Origin of the sequence: Aquincola sp. J276 (assembly GCF_024700035.1) — a bacterium.
In the GTDB taxonomy this organism is placed as follows: domain Bacteria; phylum Pseudomonadota; class Gammaproteobacteria; order Burkholderiales; family Burkholderiaceae_C; genus Aquincola; species Aquincola tertiaricarbonis.
This window is the reverse complement of the sequence record NZ_JAJONC010000001.1, coordinates 2,142,310-2,159,920: the sequence shown is the minus strand read 5'-3', so window position 1 is coordinate 2,159,920 and position 17,611 is coordinate 2,142,310. Positions and strand designations below refer to the sequence as shown.

At 69.3% G+C, this 17,611-nt stretch carries 17 protein-coding genes; 3 read left to right on the top strand and 14 right to left on the bottom strand.

All coding sequences use genetic code 11. The features are described 5' to 3' along the window. The first annotated feature begins 139 nt into the window (after positions 1-139). Both LRS14_RS09875 and LRS14_RS09870 read left to right on the top strand, forming a co-directional pair. Positions 140-637: a TRAP transporter small permease gene (locus LRS14_RS09875; protein ID WP_257799418.1), complete on the top strand. Its 498-nt coding sequence runs from the start codon at positions 140-142 to the stop codon at positions 635-637. After that, positions 634-1,926, top strand: a complete 1,293-nt coding sequence (locus LRS14_RS09870) for a TRAP transporter large permease (RefSeq protein WP_257799417.1) — start codon at positions 634-636, stop codon at positions 1,924-1,926. The genes LRS14_RS09875 and LRS14_RS09870 overlap by 4 nt, the downstream gene beginning before the upstream one ends. 12 nt (positions 1,927-1,938) lie before the next feature. Here LRS14_RS09870 and LRS14_RS09865 read toward each other — a convergent pair whose 3' ends face one another. The 6 genes from LRS14_RS09865 to LRS14_RS09840 form a co-directional block, all read right to left on the bottom strand. After that, positions 1,939-2,562, bottom strand: coding sequence for a YitT family protein (locus LRS14_RS09865; protein WP_046114182.1), 624 nt, complete (start codon positions 2,560-2,562; stop codon positions 1,939-1,941). A 45-nt stretch (positions 2,563-2,607) separates the two neighbouring features. Beyond that, positions 2,608-3,252: a sulfite oxidase heme-binding subunit YedZ gene (locus LRS14_RS09860; protein ID WP_257799416.1), complete on the bottom strand. Its 645-nt coding sequence runs from the start codon at positions 3,250-3,252 to the stop codon at positions 2,608-2,610. A gap of 2 nt (positions 3,253-3,254) precedes the next feature. Then, positions 3,255-4,241 carry a protein-methionine-sulfoxide reductase catalytic subunit MsrP gene (msrP, locus tag LRS14_RS09855; RefSeq protein ID WP_046114183.1) on the bottom strand — a complete coding sequence of 329 codons (987 nt, stop codon included), beginning with the start codon at positions 4,239-4,241 and terminating at the stop codon, positions 3,255-3,257. A 102-nt stretch (positions 4,242-4,343) separates the two neighbouring features. Next, positions 4,344-5,687: a c-type cytochrome biogenesis protein CcsB gene (gene ccsB / locus LRS14_RS09850; protein WP_046114184.1), complete on the bottom strand. Its 1,344-nt coding sequence runs from the start codon at positions 5,685-5,687 to the stop codon at positions 4,344-4,346. Next, positions 5,684-7,804 (bottom strand): cytochrome c biogenesis protein ResB, encoded by a 2,121-nt coding sequence (locus tag LRS14_RS09845; RefSeq protein WP_257799415.1) that lies wholly within the window; start codon positions 7,802-7,804, stop codon positions 5,684-5,686. The genes ccsB and LRS14_RS09845 overlap by 4 nt, the downstream gene beginning before the upstream one ends. A gap of 73 nt (positions 7,805-7,877) precedes the next feature. After that, complete coding sequence (locus LRS14_RS09840; RefSeq protein WP_046114186.1) at positions 7,878-8,492, bottom strand: cytochrome c; 615 nt, start codon at positions 8,490-8,492, stop codon at positions 7,878-7,880. 51 nt (positions 8,493-8,543) lie between these two features. Between LRS14_RS09840 and yihA the strand changes: the two genes are divergently transcribed. After that, positions 8,544-9,251 carry a ribosome biogenesis GTP-binding protein YihA/YsxC gene (yihA, locus tag LRS14_RS09835; RefSeq protein WP_257799414.1) on the top strand — a complete coding sequence of 236 codons (708 nt, stop codon included), beginning with the start codon at positions 8,544-8,546 and terminating at the stop codon, positions 9,249-9,251. Between the two features lie 146 nt (positions 9,252-9,397). Here yihA and LRS14_RS09830 read toward each other — a convergent pair whose 3' ends face one another. From LRS14_RS09830 to LRS14_RS09795, 8 genes are all read right to left on the bottom strand, one after another. Next, complete coding sequence (locus tag LRS14_RS09830; protein ID WP_257799413.1) at positions 9,398-10,936, bottom strand: DUF1631 domain-containing protein; 1,539 nt, start codon at positions 10,934-10,936, stop codon at positions 9,398-9,400. A gap of 129 nt (positions 10,937-11,065) precedes the next feature. Then, entirely contained in the window at positions 11,066-12,709 is a 1,644-nt protein-coding gene (groL, locus tag LRS14_RS09825; protein WP_046114189.1) for a chaperonin GroEL, read from the bottom strand. Positions 12,710-12,841: 132 nt separating this feature from the next. Further along, complete coding sequence (groES, locus tag LRS14_RS09820) at positions 12,842-13,132, bottom strand: co-chaperone GroES (RefSeq protein ID WP_046114190.1); 291 nt, start codon at positions 13,130-13,132, stop codon at positions 12,842-12,844. A 167-nt stretch (positions 13,133-13,299) separates the two neighbouring features. Next, positions 13,300-14,343, bottom strand: coding sequence for a sensor histidine kinase (locus LRS14_RS09815; protein ID WP_257799412.1), 1,044 nt, complete (start codon positions 14,341-14,343; stop codon positions 13,300-13,302). A gap of 77 nt (positions 14,344-14,420) precedes the next feature. Continuing rightward, a complete protein-coding gene (locus LRS14_RS09810) occupies positions 14,421-15,245 on the bottom strand; it encodes a helix-turn-helix domain-containing protein (protein WP_257799411.1) in 825 nt (274 codons plus the stop codon). Between the two features lie 2 nt (positions 15,246-15,247). Further along, positions 15,248-15,643 carry a nuclear transport factor 2 family protein gene (locus LRS14_RS09805; RefSeq protein ID WP_257799410.1) on the bottom strand — a complete coding sequence of 132 codons (396 nt, stop codon included), beginning with the start codon at positions 15,641-15,643 and terminating at the stop codon, positions 15,248-15,250. A gap of 92 nt (positions 15,644-15,735) precedes the next feature. Further along, the gene (locus LRS14_RS09800; protein WP_257799409.1) at positions 15,736-16,110 is read right to left on the bottom strand and encodes a DUF1428 domain-containing protein; all 375 of its coding nucleotides are present in this window, start codon (positions 16,108-16,110) and stop codon (positions 15,736-15,738) included. Positions 16,111-16,138: 28 nt separating this feature from the next. After that, positions 16,139-17,596: an MFS transporter gene (locus LRS14_RS09795; RefSeq protein WP_257799408.1), complete on the bottom strand. Its 1,458-nt coding sequence runs from the start codon at positions 17,594-17,596 to the stop codon at positions 16,139-16,141. Positions 17,597-17,611: the final 15 nt, after the last annotated feature.

Below are 17,611 nucleotides of genomic sequence, written 5' to 3'. Positions count from 1 at the left end.
CGCTGCTTTCGCTGCCCCCGGTGGGGGCGCGGCCTGCCTTGGGGCGGCCCGGCGGCAGGGCCATGGTGCCCCCAAGCTCACTGCGTTCGCTGCCCCCGGTGGGGGCGCGGCCTGCCTTGGGGCGGCCCGGCGGCAGGCCGTGATCCGCCGCTGGTTGTCCCTGCTGGCCGGTGCGCTGGCCGGCCTGGCGCTGTTCGCCATCATGCTGCTCACCCTGGTCGACGTGAGCGGGCGCAAGTTCGTCGCCACCTCGGTGCCCGGCTCGCTGGAGCTGACCGAGCTGCTGATGGTGGTCGTCATCTTCGCCGGACTGCCGCTGGTGTCGCTGCGGCGTGAACACGTGGTGTTCGATTCGCTCGACCGGCTGCTGCCTGCCGGCGTGCAGCGGCTGCAGCGCCGCATCGTGGATGTGCTGTGCGCCGCCGCGCTGGGCGGCGTCGGCTGGCTGATGTGGGAGAAGGCACTGCAGGTGAGCGAGTACGGCGACACCACGGCGCAGCTGCACATTCCGCAGGGCCCGTTCATCGGCCTGATGGCGGTGCTGTGCGGCGTCACCGCCCTGGTGCACCTGCTGCTGGCCTGGCGGCCCGACGAGGCCGCTGCACAGGCCGACGGCCTGGGCGGTGCCGCCACATGACCGAATCGCTGATCGCCTTTGCCGCCGTGTTCCTGCTGGCGCTGCTGCGGGTGCCGCTGGCCATGGCCATGGGTGCCGTGGGCTTCGTCGGCCTGGGCCTGGTGCGCGGCTGGCCCGCCAGCATGGCCAGCACCGCGCAGGTGGTGTTCGAAAGCGGCTTCGCCTACACGCTGTCGGTGGTGCCGCTGTTCATCCTGATGGGCAATTTCGTCGCACGCGCCGGGCTGGCGCAGGAGCTGTTCCGCGCGGCCTATGTGTTCGTCGGCCATGTGCGCGGCGGGCTGGCGCATGCGGCGCTGCTGGCCTGCGCCGGCTTCGGCGCCATCTGCGGCTCGTCCATCGCCACCGCGGCCACGGTGAGCAAGGTGGCCTATCCGTCGATGAAGCGGCTGGGCTATTCCGATGCCTTGTCCACCGGCGTCCTGGCCGCGGGCGGCACCCTGGGCATCATGATCCCGCCGTCCACCATCCTGGTGATCTACGGCATCGTCACCGAGACGCACATCGGCAAGCTGTTTGCCGCCGGCGTGCTGCCTGGGCTGCTGTGCACGCTGCTGCTGATGGGCGGGGTGGCCTGGACGGTGCGGCGCGATCCAGCCGCCGGACCGGCCGGCGAGCGCACGGCCTGGCCCGGGCGCTGGCGTGCGCTGCGCGGCGTGTGGGGCGTGCTGGTGCTAATGGGCCTGGTGCTGGGCGGCATCTACGGCGGCGTGTTCACCGCCACCGAGGGTGCGGGCATCGGTGCCTCCGGCGCGTTCTTCTTTGCGCTGGCACGACGCACGCTCACGCTCAAGGTGCTGGCCCAGGTGCTGGTGGACAGTGCGCGCACCACGGCCATGCTGTTCACGCTGCTGATCGGCGCGATGCTGTTCTCCAGCTTCGTCAATTTCACGACGATGCCGAACGACCTGCGCGACCTCATCACCCACCTGGGCCTGCCGCCGCTGGCGGTGGTGGCCGCGATGATGGCCGTCTACGTGCTGCTGGGCACGGTGATGGAGGAGCTGTCGATGGTGCTGCTCACCATCCCGGTGTTCTTCCCGGTGGTCACGCAGCTGGGTTTCGATCCGGTGTGGTTCGGCGTGCTCATCGTGCTGGTGGTGCAGATCGGCCTGATCTCGCCGCCGGTGGGCATGAACCTGTTCGTGCTCAATTCGATGCTGCCCGACGTGCGCCTGCGCGACATGTTCCGTGGCGTCTGGGTCTTCGTCGCCGCGCTGGTGCTGGCACTGTGCCTGGTGTTGCTGGTGCCCGGCCTGGCGCTCTGGTTGCCCGGCCTGATGCAGTAGCCGGCTTCCTGATCAGACGCCCAGGTAGCGGCCCGGGCGGTGGTTCATCACCAGGATCGCGCTCAACGACAGCACGCCCAGCACTGACAGCAGGATGCGCTGCGGCGGCAGCACGAACAGCGCGGCCATCACGATCACGCCGTCGATCACCAGCTGCACCTTGCCGGCGCTCCAGCCGCGCTGTTCCTGCAGGTACTGCGCCAGGATGTTGACGCCGCCGACGCTGGCCCGGTGCCGCAGCAGCGCCAGCAGACCGAAGCCCACCAGGATGCCGCCCAGCACCGCGGCCACCACCGGATGCAGCCGGTCGAAGCTCACCACCTGCGGCGCGAGTTCGGTGAACACCGACACCAGGGCGATGGCGATGAAGGTCTTGACGGTGAAGGCCGGTCCCAGCCGCTTCCAGGCCAGCCAGTAGAAGGGCAGGTTCAGCACGAAGAACAGCACACCGAAGGGCAGGCCGGTGGCGTAGCCCAGCAGGAAGGCGGCGCCCGCCACGCCGCCGGTGATCAGCCCGGCGTGTTCGTACATCGTGAGCCCGAGCGCGACGAACAGCGTGCCGGCCAGCAGGGCCTGGGCATCGTCGAGCAGCGTGTGTCGGTCCACGGGCGGCAGGGTGGCGGAATCGGAGGCCATGGCCGCCTGCAAGCATGCGGCGTGCCTCCACCCCTGCTGCGCCTGTCAGGCGGCCTTGCGCCGCGCCCGGATCAGCCGGTCCCCCAGCAGCACCGCCACGATGGCGGCATAGATGGCCCATTCGCCGAAGTCGTTCTTGCCGGCGCGCATCCAGAAGAAGTGCAGCAGCCCCAGCAGCACCACGCCGTAGATCGCCTTGTGCAGCGCCTGCCAGCGCTTGCCGCCCAGCGCCTTGATCGCGCGGTTGAACGAAGTGGCCGCCAGCGGCGCCATCAGCAGCAGCGCGCTGGTGCCCACCAGGATGAACGGCCGCTTGATGATGTCGGCCACGATGTCGGCCGGCACCAGGCTCATGTCCAGCCAGGCGTAGCACAGGAAGTGCAGCACGCCGTAGAAGAAGGTGAACAGCCCCAGCATGCGCCGCAGCCGCACCAGCGCCGGCTGGTTGAACCAGTGGCGCAGCGGCGTGATGGCCAGGGTCAGGCACAGGAAGCGCAGCGTCCAGTCGCCGGTGGCGCGGATCAGCGCCTCGGCCGGGTTGGCGCCCAGCGTGTTGGCCACCACGCCCCACACCAGCCAGGCCAGCGGCCCCAGGCTGGCGATGAACACCAGCGGCTTGATGGCGGGGTGCAGCAGCCAGGGCCGCTTGCGGGCAGCGGCTGGCGCCGCGGCGCGGGAGGCGGTCGTCACGGTCAGAAGTTCTTCGCCAGGTCCATGCCGGCGTACAGCTGGCCCACCTGCGGCTCATAGCCGTTGAACATCAACGTGGGCCGGCGCTTGGCGAACAGGCCTTCGCCGATGCGGCGCTCGGTGGCCTGGCTCCAGCGCGGGTGGTCCACCTTCGGGTTCACGTTGGAATAGAAGCCGTATTCCTGCTGTGCCGCCTTGGTCCAGGAGCTGGTGGGCTGCTTCTCCACGAAGCGGATCTTCACCAGCGACTTGGCCGACTTGAAGCCGTACTTCCAGGGCACCGTCAGCCGCACCGGCGCGCCGTTCTGGTTGGGCAGCACCTCGCCATAGAGGCCGAAGCTCAGCAGCGTGAGCGGATGCATGGCCTCGTCCATGCGCAGGCCTTCGACGTACGGCCACTCGAGCACGCGCGAGCCCACGAACGGCATCTGCTTCGGATCGGCCAGCGTCACGAACTCGACGAACTTGGCATTGCCGGTGGGCTCCACCTGCTTGATCAGCTCGGCCAGCGAGTAGCCCACCCACGGGATCACCATCGACCAGCCTTCCACGCAGCGCATGCGGTAGACACGCTCTTCCATCGGCGCCAGCTTCAGCAGTTCGGCCAGGTCGTAGACCTTGGGCTTCTTCACCTCGCCCTCCACCGCCACGCTCCACGGCGTGGTCTTGAACTTGGTGGCGTTGCGCGCGGGGTCGGCCTTGTCGGTGCCGAACTCGTAGAAATTGTTGTAGGTGGTGACGTCCTGGTAGTCGGTCGGCTTTTCCATGGTGCTGGCGCCGGCCACGGTGCTGCGCGCGCCGGGCAGCTTGGCCAGCTTGCCAGGGCCGGCCACCTGGGCCCGGGCGGTGCCCAGCGCACCCGCACCCGCGGCCAGGGCCGCACCGGCCGCGGCCATCTGGATCCAGCGCCGGCGTTCCTCGTACACCGCCTGCGGCGTGATCTCGGAGCCGATGCGGTGCTGGAAGCCGCGGTCTTTCAGGTAATGCATGGGAGGGTCCTCGTTCAGCCGGGTGAGGGGGCCTCACCCAGTGGCTGTCAGTCGGGGTGGACCCTCGATCCTTACGCGGGGTTCAATGCCCCGGATGCAACTTCACAGTTCGCCGTACGAGTGCAACCCCGACAGGAACATGTTGACGCCCAGAAACGCAAAGGTCGTGATGGCCAGGCCCACCAGCGCCCACCAGGCCGACGGCACGCCGCGCAGCCCCTTCATCAGCCTCATGTGCAGCCAGGCCGCATAGTTCAGCCACACGATCAGCGCCCAGGTTTCCTTCGGGTCCCAGCTCCAGTAGCCGCCCCAGGCCTCGGCCGCCCAGAAGGCGCCCAGGATGGTGGCCACGGTGAAGAAGGCAAAGCCCACCGCGATGGACTTGTACATCACGTCGTCCAGCAGCTCGAAGGCTGGCAGCCGCGCGGCGATGCGCCGGCGCGCCATCAGGATGGCCGCGACGATGAAGGCGCTGATGCCGAAATACACCATCCAGTAGGTGCTACTGGTGCTGCCGGCCGCGCCCTGGCGGAACACGATGGGCTCGAAGCACAGCACCACGCCCAGCAGCCACAGCGGCGCCAGCTTGTACCAGCGGGTCTCGTCGGCCTGCTGCTTGATGAGGTAGGCGAAGGCCACCATCGCGGCCAGCGCGAAGGTGCCGTAGCCGATGAAGTTGGCCGGCACATGCAGCTTCATCCACCAGCTCTGCAGCGCGGGCACCAGCGGCTGGATCTCGTGCGCCTCGCGCACCACCGTGTACCAGAGCAGGAAGCCCACCGCGGCGCTCACCACCAGCATCACGAAGGCGCCCAGCGCGCGGGTGCGGTAGTGCTGCTCGAAGTACAGGTAGAAGGCGGCCGTCATCCAGCAGAACAGCACGAACACCTCATAGAGGTTGCTCACCGGGATGTGGCCGATGTCGGCGCCGATCTGGTGGCTCTCGAACCAGCGCACCATGGTGCCCACCAGCGCCATGAACACCGCCGCCCAGGCCATGCGGGAGCCGATGCGCTGCGCGGTGTTGTCTTCGGCCCGCACGAAGAAGCCGATCCAGTAGAAGATCGTGCTCATGAAGAACAGCACGCTCATCCACAAGATGGCGCTCTGGCTCGACAGGAAGTACTTCAGCAGGAAGACGTTGTCGGCCTGCGCCAGGTCGGCGCCGAAACCGTCGGTCTGCCGGTTGTACAGGCCGATGGCCAGCAGCGTGGCCGCGCCCACGGCCAGGCCCAGCAGCCGCAGCGCGCCCCAGAACCAGCCCAGGGCGATCATCACCGGCGCCGCGCCAATCAGGATCGCCTTCTCGTAGACGTCCATCGAGCCGTTGTAGCGGTTGAACGCAAACACGGTGCCGGCCACCACCAGCAGCGCGAAGAGCCAGTCGAACACGCCGCGGTTGGCATAGCGGCGCGAACCCTGCAGGGTGAGCGTGGTGGTGTTCATGCGGCGTCCTTCAGGATGTCGTGCTTCAGGCGGTCAAATTCGGCGTCGGCGTCGAGTGTGCGCCGCGTGGTGGACAGGGCCGTGCTCACGCGCGTGCCGCCCTGGCCGTCGTCTTGGAGCCAGATCCACAGCCGGCGTTCCCGCACGTACAGCATCGCGAACACGCCGATGATCAGCAGCACCGCGCCCAGGTACACCAGCGTCTTGCCGGGCGCACGCGCCACCTGGAACACGCTGGCCTGGATCTGCGTGAAGTCGCTCAGCTGCAGCAGCACCGGCGCTGGGTACAGGAAGCTGTCGGACAGCGACAGCACCGCCAGCGACATGAAGGCCTGGGTCTTGTCGCCGGGCTCGGCGGGCTTCAGGCCGGCCTTCTCGCGGGCAGCGTTGTGCAGCTCGAACAGCGCACCGTTCAGGATACGCAGCAGTACCTCGGAGATGCGCGCGCGCTCGGCCTCGGGCACCGTGGTTTCCAGGAAGCGCGACAGCGACATCAGCCCGCCCGGCGCCTGCGAGGCGTCGTCCTTGGCGCCCGGCACCTCGGCACCGGAGAACAGTCCCAGCACCCGTTGCGTGGTGACGGTGAGCTGCTCGCCCATCTCCGGCCGGTCGGCCGGCGTGGCCTTGGCCACGTAGCGGCGCACCGCCTCGGCCCGCAGCGCCGGGTCGCCCAGCGCGCGGCGCAGCTGCAGCCAGCCGTCGATGCCGTCGTTGTCGTCCACCGGGATGCGCAGGTAGCGGAAGTTCTCGTTCGGCGTGTCGCGCACGCCGGCCAGGTACACCCGCTGGCCGTCGATCTCCACCGGCACCATGTAGTTGTTGAACTCGCGTGCCTGGCCGGCCGCGTCGCGCAGCCGGTACGAGACCGAAGGGCCCACGTTCTGCAGCGTCTTGGTGGTCTGCGTCTTCACGCCGGAGCCCAGGTGCTGCTCCAGCGAGCGCACCAGGTCCACCTTGCGCACGTCGGTGCCGGCGGCGCCGGTGTTCATCGCGCCCATGTTCTCGACGTTGATCACCCGCAGGCCGGACAGCTCCAGCGTCAGCTGCTGGGCCTCGCTGGTCAGCGTGGTGCTTTCGCCCACGCGGCCCTGGATGTCGAACGGCTCGGTGCCGGGCTTGAGCGGCAGCGCCTTCAGCGTGAGCTTGGAGCCGCCATCGTCGAAGCTGCTCTGGTAGATCGTCACGCCGCGGTGGAAGGCCGGCTGGTTCACCTTTACCGTGGCCGGGATCGCCTCGCCGGTGTCGCGGTCGTGGATCACGATCTCGCTGGCGAACAACTTGGGCATGCCCGTTTCGTAGTAGTCGACGATGAATTTCTTCAGCTCGATGTCGAAGGGCAGGTCCTGCAGCACCACGCCGTTGGACATGCTGATGATGGCGGTGCCGGCGCGGCCCTGCTCCGGCACCAGCAGGTTGGCGCGAAAGGTGGGATTGCGCTCGGACAGCCGGTGCGAGTCCGGCACGTCGCGCAGCATGCCCCCGCCCAGGAAGGGCGTCTTGCCCAGCAGCGCCATCTGCGCACGCACCACCAGGTCGCCGTCGAACAGCCCGCCCAGGCAGATCAGCACGATGGAGCTGTGCGCGGCCAGGTAGCCCACCTTGTTGGCCATGCCCTTGCGCGCGGCGATCATCGTGCCGTGCGGGCGGATCTGCACCTTGGCCTTCCAGCCGCTGCCCGTCAGCAGCTTGCCGATGCGCTCATAGGCGGCGTCGCGGCCTTCGGGCAGCATGCCTTGGGCCTTGTGATGGAAGGCGCTGAGCGACTGCTCGCGCAGGTGTTCCTTGTAGGCGCGCAGCTCCGCGACGATCTTGGGCAGGTTGCGGGCGATGCACAGGCTGGTGGAGGTGACCAGGAAGGCCAGGATCAGCAGGAACCACCAGGCGCTGTACACCGCATACAGGCCCACGGCGTCGAACACCTGCGCCCAGAACGGGCCGAACTGGTTGACGTAGTTGTTGGCCGGCTCATGCTGCTTGACGACCGTGCCGATGACCGACGCGATGCAGATCACCGTCAGCAGCGAGATCGCGAAGCGCATCGACGACAACAGCTCGACGGCGTCGCGCCAGGCCCGCGAGCGGCTGCTGACTTCGAGGCCGGTGGTGGGCAGGCTCATGGGGCGAAATTATCGTGCGGGCGGAAAAAAGGCCGGTACGGGACCGGCCTCGGGTACGGGAGCGCGAAGGGTCTTAGCGCAGGCCGGCAATGTAGTCGGACACGGCCTTGATCTCGGCGTCGCTCATCTTGCTGGCGATCGCGGTCATCTGCGCATTGTTGGCGCGACCGCCGCTGCGGAAACCCACCAGCTGCGATTCGGTGTAGGTGGCGTGCTGGCCACTCAGGCGCGGGTACTGCGAGGGGATGCCGCCGCCGGTGGGGCTGTGGCAGCTGGCGCAGGCCGGCACCGCCTTGGACAGGATGCCGCCGCGGTAGATGCTTTCGCCCAGCTGCACGGTTTCCTTGTTGGTGGCAAAGCCCGGCTTGGACTGCTTGGAAGCATAGAACGCGGACACGTTGCGCATGTCTTCGTCGCTCAGCTGGGCGGCGAAGCCCTGCATGATCGGATTCTTGCGCTTGCCCGACTTGAACTCGTGCAGTTGCTTGGAGAGGTATTCCGGATGCTGGCCCTGCAGGATGGGATAGGCCGGGCTGCCGCGGTTGCCATCGGCGGCATGGCAGGCAACACACACCTGCGTCGCGATGGCCTGCCCTTTGGTCAGGTCGGGCTTGGCGGGCGCGGTTGCTTCAGCGGCAAGCGCGGGCGCCAAGGCGGCGGCGAAGATCAGGGCAATGAGCGACTTCATGTCGTAGGCGGCGGCGTTGGAGGTTCAAACCGCCGGATTTTACAATGCCGGATGACCGAATCACCTGACGCCCGTACGGCGCTCGCCTGGACCCACACCGCGCGCTTCCTCACCACGGCCAGCAAGCTCGACCAGCTGCCCGTCTCGGAGCTGCCGGAAATTGCCTTCGTGGGGCGCAGCAACGCGGGCAAATCGACTGCCATCAACACGCTGGCGCAGCAGAAGCGGCTGGCCTTCGCCTCCAAGACGCCGGGTCGCACCCAGCACATCAACCTGTTCCACCTCGGGCCGAAGGACGCGCCCGACACGCTGTTCGCCGACCTGCCCGGCTACGGCTATGCGGCGGTGGCGCGCACCGCCAAGCTGCGCTGGCAGCAGGTGATGGCCGACTACCTGGAGATTCGCCGCAGCCTGTCGGGCGTGGTGCTGATGGTGGACAGCCGCCTGGGCTTCACCGAGCTGGACCAGCAGCTGCTGCAGTTCGTGGCGCCGCGAGTGGGCACCGGCGAGGTCAAGCTGCTGGTGCTGCTGACCAAGGCCGACAAGCTCTCGCGCAAGGAAGCCGATGCGGCGGTGCGTGCCGCCACCGACGTGCTGGCGCAAGTGAGCACCGACGATGCCGATGTGAGCCTCAGCCTGTTCTCGGCGCTGAAGAAAAGCGGCGTGGGGGATGCTGCGGAAACCCTGTACGGCTGGGTGCATGCACCGGCGGCGGCGGTAGCTGCTGCGGCGGCCGATCCGACCGATCCGGCCGAATGAAAAAGGCGGCCCGCCCCCTCTTGTTCGAGCGCCACTCCCTGGTGTTGTCGGTGGGCTGAGCCGGGGCCGAGTGTAGGAAGCGGGGCCGGTCCGGACACCCCGCGAGCACGGGGCTGGTACTTGGGCGACGGCCGCCGGCGGCGCTGTCAGCCGCGCCGGCCTTGCTCCTGGATCTGGCGCATCAGCCGGGCGGCGGCTCGCCGGACCAGCGAGCGCGGCTGCATGCCGCGCAACAGGCCTTCGGCATGCAGGCGCTGCAGCGCCGAGCGGCGCAGCGCCCAGGTCTGGCGGCCGCCGGCCAGCTCGGCGAACAGCCAGAGGTCGTCCGCCTGCCACAGCAGCTGCAGCACCCGCCAATGGCCGTCGATGAAGATGCGGGCCCAGGCCGCGGGCTGCTGGCCGTCCAGCCAGGCGGCGGCTTCGTCGGCATCCTCCGGCGGCAGCGCGGCGGCGGTGGCCTGCGCATCGGCCAGCAGATCGGCGCTCACCGTGCTCAGCATGTGCGCGTCCAGCGGCAGGGGCACGCCGCGCTCGGCGGCCGTGGGCGGGAAGCTGGGGCCCAGCGTCTCCAGCGTGGCGATGGCGTCGGCCGCGGCCTGCAGGCGGTCGTGGAACTGCTGCTGCGCCTGGGTCGCCAGGCGCTTGAGCGCCCAGCGGAAGGAGGCGGCGTCGGGCTGTTCCTCGCAGGCCATGGCCGCCACCAGCGTTCCGGCCTGGGCCAACAGTTGCTGGCGCTGGGCATCCGCGGGCGGTTCGTGCAGCTTCGCCAGGAAGGCGATGCGGTCGATGAACTCCCACATCGGGTGCGTGTACGCATCTAGCGTGGTGGGGTCCTGGCGTGCCACGCGCAGGGCCACCGGCTGCACCCGCTGCAGCAGCGCCTGCACGTCCGCCGCCAGCCCGCTGCCTTGCAGGATGGCGTCGAAGATGCGCGGCAGCAGCAAGGGTGCGTCTGCGGCGTTGGGCAGCACTGCGGCGGATTCGGCCACCGTCGGGGCCGCAGCGGCAGGCATCTGCTTGCGCAGGCCTTCCAGCGTCGGCGGCGGCGGATTCTGGCGGTGCCAGCTGCGCGACTGCGTGCCGGTGACGATGGTGCGGTAGCTGCTGGGCGTGACGCCCGCGTCTTCCAGCCGCGTGCAGGCCGAGGCATACGCCATACGCAATGCCCGCGCCAGCGGCGGCGTGGCCGTGCGCAAGAAGGCCAGCTGAAGCCCGGGCGAGGCGGGCAGTTCGCCGACGGCGGACCACAGCGAACGCACGAACAACTCGGGCCGCAGCGGATTGGTGTCGCGCGCCACGTGCAGGTCGCCCACCAGCGCGGAGGTGAAGGCACGCAGTTCGCGCAGCTCGAATTCGGTGGCGGCGGCCAGCGCCTGCACGCTGCGCGACAGCTCCACGTCCGTCTGCACCGCGGCGTCCTCGACCAGCGACAGGGTGCCCAGCCCGTGCGGCAGCCGGCCGCCTGGCGCCTGCGGCCGCAACAGCTCGCCCAACCGGCGCGCGAAGCCGGACACCAGCTCGGCGCGGTACAGGTGCACCAGGCGCTGCACGTCGGGCAGCAGCGCCTGGCCCGGGCCAGAACCGGCGGACAGCGCGGCCACGCCGTTGAGCACCTCCTGCATCAGCAGGGGTGCGCGGGCCAGTTCATCGTCGATGAACTGAGGCAGCGACGGGCGTCGTGGCATGGCGGGCGGCAGGTGGTCGAGCGCCGATTGTTCGGCCAGGCCGCCGGTGCCCAAGCCCGGAAAAGCGGCGAAAAAAAGCCCGCGGCTTTCGCCGCAGGCTTTTCGGGAGAGCAGGCTGTTGGCCTGGACTTACATGTCCATGCCCATGCCGCCCATGCCACCCATGCCGCCGCCGGCAGGCATCGGAGCCTCGTCCTTCGGGGCTTCGGCGACCATGGCTTCGGTCGTCAGCATCAGCGAGGCCACCGAGGCGGCGTTCTGCAGCGCAGTACGGGTCACCTTGGTCGGGTCCAGGATGCCCATCTCGATCATGTCGCCGTAGGTGTCGTTGGCGGCATTGAAGCCGTAGTTGCCCTTGCCGGCCAGCACCGCGTTCACCACCACCGAGGCTTCGCCGCCGGCGTTGTAGACGATCTCGCGCAGCGGGGCTTCGATGGCCTTCAGCACCAGCTTGACGCCGGCGTCCTGATCGGGGTTGTCACCCTTGATCTCGCCAGCGGCTTGCTTGGCGCGCAGCAGGGCCACGCCACCACCGGCCACGATGCCTTCCTCGACGGCTGCACGGGTGGCGTGCAGGGCGTCTTCGACGCGGGCCTTCTTTTCCTTCATCTCGACTTCGGTGGCGGCACCGACCTTGATGACGGCCACGCCGCCGGCCAGCTTGGCCACGCGCTCTTGCAGCTTCTCGCGGTCGTAGTCCGAGGTGGCTTCCTCGATCTGGATGCGGATCTGCTTGACGCGGGCTTCGATGTCGGCAGCGGCACCGGCGCCATCGATGATGGTGGTGTTTTCCTTGCCCACTTCGACGCGCTTGGCCTGGCCCAGGTCGGCCAGCGTCACCTTCTCGAGCGTCAGGCCCACTTCTTCAGCGATGACCTTGCCGCCGGTCAGGATGGCGATGTCTTCCAGCATGGCCTTGCGGCGGTCGCCGAAGCCAGGCGCCTTGACGGCCACGACCTTCAGGATGCCGCGGATGGTGTTGACCACCAGCGTCGCCAGGGCTTCGCCTTCGACTTCCTCGGCGATGATCAGCAGCGGACGGCCGGCCTTGGCGACTTGTTCCAGCGTGGGCAGCAGGTCGCGGATGTTCGAGATCTTCTTGTCGAACAGCAGGACGAACGGGTTGTCCAGCAGCGCGGCTTGCTTCTCGGGGTTGTTGATGAAGTAGGGCGACAGGTAGCCGCGGTCGAACTGCATGCCTTCGACGACATCCAACTCGTTGTCCAGGCTCTTGCCGTCTTCGACGGTGATGACGCCTTCCTTGCCGACCTTGTCCATCGCGTCGGCGATGATCTTGCCGATGGATTCGTCGCTGTTGGCCGAGATGGAGCCGACCTGCGCAATTTCCTTGCTGGTAGTCGTGGCCTTCGAGGCCTGCTTCAGCTGCTCGACCAGGGCCGTCACGGCCTTGTCGATGCCGCGCTTCAGGTCCATCGGGTTCATGCCGGCGGCCACGTACTTCATGCCTTCGCGCACGATGGCCTGGGCCAGCACGGTGGCGGTGGTGGTGCCGTCACCGGCGTTGTCCGAGGTCTTGGAAGCGACTTCCTTGACCATCTGGGCGCCCATGTTCTGGAGCTTGTCCTTCAGCTCGATTTCCTTGGCGACCGAGACACCGTCCTTGGTGACGGTAGGGGCGCCGAACGAACGCTCGAGCACCACGTTGCGGCCCTTGGGGCCCAGGGTGACCTTGACCGCGTTGGCCAGGATGTTCACGCCTTCGACCATGCGGGCACGTGCCTCGCCGCCGAAGATGACGTCTTTTGCTGCCATGTTTCTTCTCCGAATTCAGTGAATGTGGGCTGACGGGGAGCCGAGCCGGATCCGGGTTCCCCGGTCCGGCGAGAGCCCCTCGGGGGTGGCGGGGATCGCGGCGGCGCCGCGACCGCAGCCTGGGGGCCCCGCTTATTTCTCGACGACCGCGAAGAGGTCCTCTTCGCGCATCACGAGCAGTTCGTCGCCGTCGACCTTGACGGTCTGGCCGCTGTACTTGCCGAACAGCACGCGGTCACCGACCTTGATGTTCAGGGCCACGAAGTCGCCCTTCTCGTTGCGCTTGCCGGGACCCACCGCCAGCACTTCGCCCTGGTCGGGCTTCTCGGCGGCGTTGTCGGGGATCACGATGCCAGAGGCGGTCTTGGTTTCTTGTTCCAGGCGCTTGACGATCACGCGATCGTGCAACGGACGAAGTTTCATGGGTTCTCCTAGTGCAATTGACACTTTGGGTGGGCTCACGGGCCGTGGCGGCAGTCGCCTCGACCCGTTCAGTCGGTCTCTTTTGGAGTGTTAGCACTCAACCGTGTCGAGTGCTAGCAAACGGATTATAGGGACGGCGGACGCCGATTCAAGGGGTGGGCGAACGCCTACCTGCCAGCGACGGGAAATTCCAGCCAGGTAACCAGGGCGGCCGCCTGGTCGTCGCCAGGCGCTGCCTGCCGCCGGAATTCGATGCGACCGCCGAGGGAGCGGGCCAGCCCGCGCAGGATGCGGAAACCCAGCCGGTCGCCGGCATCGGCGTCGAAGTCGGCGGGCAGGCCGGCGCCGTCGTCGGTGATGGTGAGCACGCACCGACCCGGCCCCGCATTGTCCAGCGTGATATAGATGGTGCCGCCCCGACCGGCGGTAAAGCCGTGTTTCAACGCATTGGTCACCACTTCCACCACCAGCAGCGAGAGCGTCACCGTGCGGTCGAAGTCCAGCACCAGCGGCGGGCCCTGCACCTGGCAGCGCACCTCTGCCTGCCCGGCGGCGGCGATCACGTCGTCGCACAGCGTGCGCAGGGTCAGGGTCAGCGGCACGTCGGCACTGTCCGGGGCGTGCAGCCGGCGGTGGATGCGCGACATCATGTCGAAGCGGTGGCGGGCTTCGCTGAGCGCCTGCGCTGCTTCCGGGTTGTGGGCCAGGCGCTTGTGCTGCACCGCCAGCAGCCCGCCGATGAAGGCCAGGTTGTTGGCCACGCGGTGCTGCAGTTCACTGAACAGCGTGGTGCGCTGGTCCAGCAGGGCGCGGGTGCGCTGCTGCTCCGCGGCCAGGCGGTCCAGCGCATGGTTCATCAGGCCCACCACCAGGATGTTGACCACCGCCACCAGGGCGAACAGGCCCATGGCCAGCACCGACGCCAGGTCCAGCCCCAGCGCGGTGAACGGGCGGATGAACCAGTACCACGCGGCCAGCAGCGAAAGCACCGCGCACAGGGCGCCGGGGCCGCGGCCACCCACCAGCGTGCTGAGCAGCATCGCCGGGAAGAAGGTGAGGAACGGGAAGCCCAGCGGCAGCCACGCGCCCATGGCAAAACGCGCGGCCAGCGCGATGCCGAAGGTGGCGAGGCTGAAGCCGTAGCCGAACAGCGGCCGGCTGCGTGAGCGCGCGGCGAAGGCCAGGAACCGATCCCACGGGCGGCTGCTCAAGGTGCACTCCCTCACGACGTTGCCCCGCGCGGGGCCCGGCCGCATGCATGCACGGCCGGGCTGCCCGACGGGCGCGACTATAGGGGCGTGCGGCCCGGCTCGGCCAGCCGGCGCAGTCGCTGGGCGGTGGTTTCGTCGGCGGGATAGAAGGCTTCCAGCGCCAGCTCCGCCAGCGTGATGTCGCGCGGCGTGCCGAACACCGTGGTGGTGGACAACAGCGACAACGGGCCCACCGGCGTGGACAGGCGCAGCGGCATGGCAATGCCGCCAGGCTCGGGATCGTCGACCGGTCCGGGCGCGGCGGCTTCCACCGAGGCCGGTGATGGCAGCGCCAGCAGCTCCTGCAGCAGCGCGGCCAGCACCGGGTCGCCGGTGCCGCCGGCCTGCTGGCGCAGCCGCTCCAGCAGGTGGGCGCGCCAGGCGCGGTAGTTGAGGATGCGCGGCGCCAGGCCGTCGGGATGCAGGCTCAGCCGCAGCACGTTGACCGGCGGCGCCATCAGGCCGCTGCCCACGCCGGCCAGCAACAGCGGCAGCATGCGGTTGGCCGCCACCAGCTGCCAGTGGCGGTCGATCGCCAACGCCGGCCAGGGCTCATGCGCCTGCAGCACCTGCTGCATGGCCTGGCGCACCGGCGCCAGCGCCGGGTCGTCGAGCGGGCGCTCGGCATACAGCGGCGCATAGCCGGCCGCCACCAGCATTGCGTTGCGCTCCCGCAGCGGCACCTGCAGCTGCTCGGCCAGGCGCAGCACCATCTCGCGGCTGGGCGCGGCCTTGCCGCTTTCCAGGCAGCTGAGGTGGCGCTGCGACACGTCGGCCTGCAGGGCGAACGCCAGCTGGCTCAGACGCCGGCGCTGGCGCCACTGGCGCAGGTGCTCCCCGATGGGCGTGGCGGCGGGCGCCACCGTCAGGCGGCCTCCGGCAGCGCGTCGATGAAGCCGGTGACTTCCAGCAGCCGGCCGCCGTGCAGCGTGGCGAAGTCGGTGCCGCGGATGGGCGCCGGCTGGGCACCGGCCGGGCCCAGGTGCCACGAGAACCGCAGCCGGTCGGCGTGCCCATCGGCCGAGCCTTCGGCCAGGGTGAAGAGAAAGCCGGGAAAGCGCTGCTGCACGGCGGTGATCAGCGCGTCGATCTGCGCATGGCCGCTGGCCTGCATCATCGGGTCCATGTAGCGGCCTTCCTCATGCCACAGCGCCTGCAGCAGGTGGTTGCGGCGCTGCGCATCGGGCTCGTTCCACAAGGCGATGTAGCGCTGGGCCAGCTGCTGTGCCTGCTGCTGGGCGGGGGTGGGGGCTTCTGACATCTGGATCTCCAGGAGGTTGCGGGCCTCCAGCATCGGCCCGCAGCGGCCACCGCTCAACGACCTCGCAGGTCATCGCGCCACGGCCTGCCGCCTCAACCCGCCGTGTCGCCGATGGTCACCAGCGGCTTGAAGCCACCCCAGAACATGCGCTTGCCATCGAACGGCATGTTCTGCGGATCCATGTCGGCCAGCCGCGGGTCGGCCATCACCGCGGCATTGATGCGGTCGCGCTCCTCGCGCGAGGCGTAGACGATGTAGGCGAACACCACGGTCTCGTCGTCCTTGAGCTGCACGCTGCGCGGGAAGGAGGTCACCTCGCCCACCTTGACGTCGTCGGCCACGCATTCGCAGTAGGCCAGTGCGCCGTACTCCATCCACACCGCGCCGGCCTTCTCGGCCAGCAGGCGGTAGTCGTCCAGCCTGCTCTTGGGCACGGGCACCACGAATCCATCGACATATCGCGACATGGGGGTCTCCTGGAAGTCGGCGCCGGCCTCAGGCCGCGCCGGGATGGGCCGCCGGGCGGGCGGCAACGGGGGCACGCATGAACAGCGCGCCGATCAGCGCCGCCACGGCGGCGAACACGGCACCCAGCAGCAGCGCCAGCTGGTAGCCGGTGTGGAGGGCCTCGGTGGCCGGCATGCCGCCGGCCAGCGCAGCGCTGGTGCGTGCGGCCGCCAGGCTGGCCAGCACGGCCAGGCCCAGCGCGCCGCCCATCATGAAGGCGGTGTTGACCACGCCGGAGGCCAGGCCCGATTCGTCCTCGCGCACGTCGCTCATCGCGGCCAGCAGCATCGGGTTGAAGGCCACGCCCGCGCCGAGGCCAAGCAGCAGCATCGGCGGCAGCACATGCAGCATGAAGCTGCCGGCCACCGGCGCCTGCGCGAACCACGCCAGGCCGCCGGCGGCCAGCCCCAGCCCGGCGGCCATCGGCCGGCGCAGGCCGAAGCGCATCACGATGCGGGCCGACAGCCCGAGGGAGAACGCCGCCATCAGCAGGTTGGCGGGCAGGAAGCCCAGGCCCACCTGCATCGGCGAATAGCCCAGCACGCCCTGCATGTACAGCGCCGAGACGAAGAACCACGCGAACATCGCCGCCGCCCACAGCACGCCGGCCGCATTGGCCGTGGCCACGTTGCGCAGCCTGAACAGCCGCAGCGGCACCAGCGGCGCGGCCACCCGCTGCTCGATCACCAGGAAGGCTGCGAACAGCAGCACCGCCGCGCCCAGCACGCCCAGCGTGCGCGGCGAAAGCCAGCCCGCGGCGTTGCCGTCCACCACGCCGTACACCGCCAGCATCAACGACAGCGTGATGGTGGCTGCGCCCGCCAGGTCCAGCCGCACCGGGCCGGCGCCGCCGCGCGCGGCGGGCAGCAGCCGCCAGGAGGCGATGAACACGCCCAGGCCGATCGGCAGGTTCACCAGGAAGATGGCCGGCCAGCCCAGCGTGCCGGTGAGCAGCCCGCCCATCAGCACGCCGATGCTGCCGCCGCTGGCGCACACGAAGCCGTACACGCCCATGGCCCTGGCCCGGTCCGCCGGCGTTTGGAACAGGGTCATGATGAGCGACAGCGCCACCGCCGAGACCACCGCGCCCGCCACGCCCTGCACCGCGCGCGAAGCGATCAACAGGCCTTGCGTGTGGCTGAGGCCGCAGGCCAGCGAGGCGACGGTGAAGGCGGTGATGCCGGCCAGGAACAACCGCCGGTGCCCGTACAGGTCGCCCAGCCGGCCGCCCAGCAGCAGGAAGCCGCCGAAGGTGAGCATGTAGGCATTGACCACCCACACCAGCGAGGTCTCGCTGAACTGCAGGTCGGCGCGGATGGAGGGCAGCGCCACGTTCACGATGGTCGTGTCCAGCACGATCATCAGCACGCCCAGGCACAGCACGGTGAGTGCCAGCCAGCGCTGCCGGGGGTGGGGCTCGGTCGCGTGTGGTGCGGTGGGCGCCATGGGGCCATCGTCCTC

What these genes read in the sequence shown, in the direction of transcription:
- groL (WP_046114189.1), bottom strand. Translation starts at nt 12,709, where the DNA reads ATGGCAGCAAAAGACGTCATCTTCGGCGGCGAGGCACGTGCCCGCATG.
- ccsB (WP_046114184.1), bottom strand. Translation starts at nt 5,687, where the DNA reads ATGAACACCACCACGCTCACCCTGCAGGGTTCGCGCCGCTATGCCAAC.
- LRS14_RS09795 (WP_257799408.1), bottom strand. Translation starts at nt 17,596, where the DNA reads ATGGCGCCCACCGCACCACACGCGACCGAGCCCCACCCCCGGCAGCGC.
- LRS14_RS09800 (WP_257799409.1), bottom strand. Translation starts at nt 16,110, where the DNA reads ATGTCGCGATATGTCGATGGATTCGTGGTGCCCGTGCCCAAGAGCAGG.
- LRS14_RS09865 (WP_046114182.1), bottom strand. Translation starts at nt 2,562, where the DNA reads ATGGCCTCCGATTCCGCCACCCTGCCGCCCGTGGACCGACACACGCTG.
- LRS14_RS09845 (WP_257799415.1), bottom strand. Translation starts at nt 7,804, where the DNA reads ATGAGCCTGCCCACCACCGGCCTCGAAGTCAGCAGCCGCTCGCGGGCC.
- msrP (WP_046114183.1), bottom strand. Translation starts at nt 4,241, where the DNA reads ATGCATTACCTGAAAGACCGCGGCTTCCAGCACCGCATCGGCTCCGAG.
- LRS14_RS09805 (WP_257799410.1), bottom strand. Translation starts at nt 15,643, where the DNA reads ATGTCAGAAGCCCCCACCCCCGCCCAGCAGCAGGCACAGCAGCTGGCC.
- LRS14_RS09870 (WP_257799417.1), top strand. Translation starts at nt 634, where the DNA reads ATGACCGAATCGCTGATCGCCTTTGCCGCCGTGTTCCTGCTGGCGCTG.
- groES (WP_046114190.1), bottom strand. Translation starts at nt 13,132, where the DNA reads ATGAAACTTCGTCCGTTGCACGATCGCGTGATCGTCAAGCGCCTGGAA.
- LRS14_RS09840 (WP_046114186.1), bottom strand. Translation starts at nt 8,492, where the DNA reads ATGAAGTCGCTCATTGCCCTGATCTTCGCCGCCGCCTTGGCGCCCGCG.
- LRS14_RS09830 (WP_257799413.1), bottom strand. Translation starts at nt 10,936, where the DNA reads ATGCCACGACGCCCGTCGCTGCCTCAGTTCATCGACGATGAACTGGCC.
- yihA (WP_257799414.1), top strand. Translation starts at nt 8,544, where the DNA reads ATGACCGAATCACCTGACGCCCGTACGGCGCTCGCCTGGACCCACACC.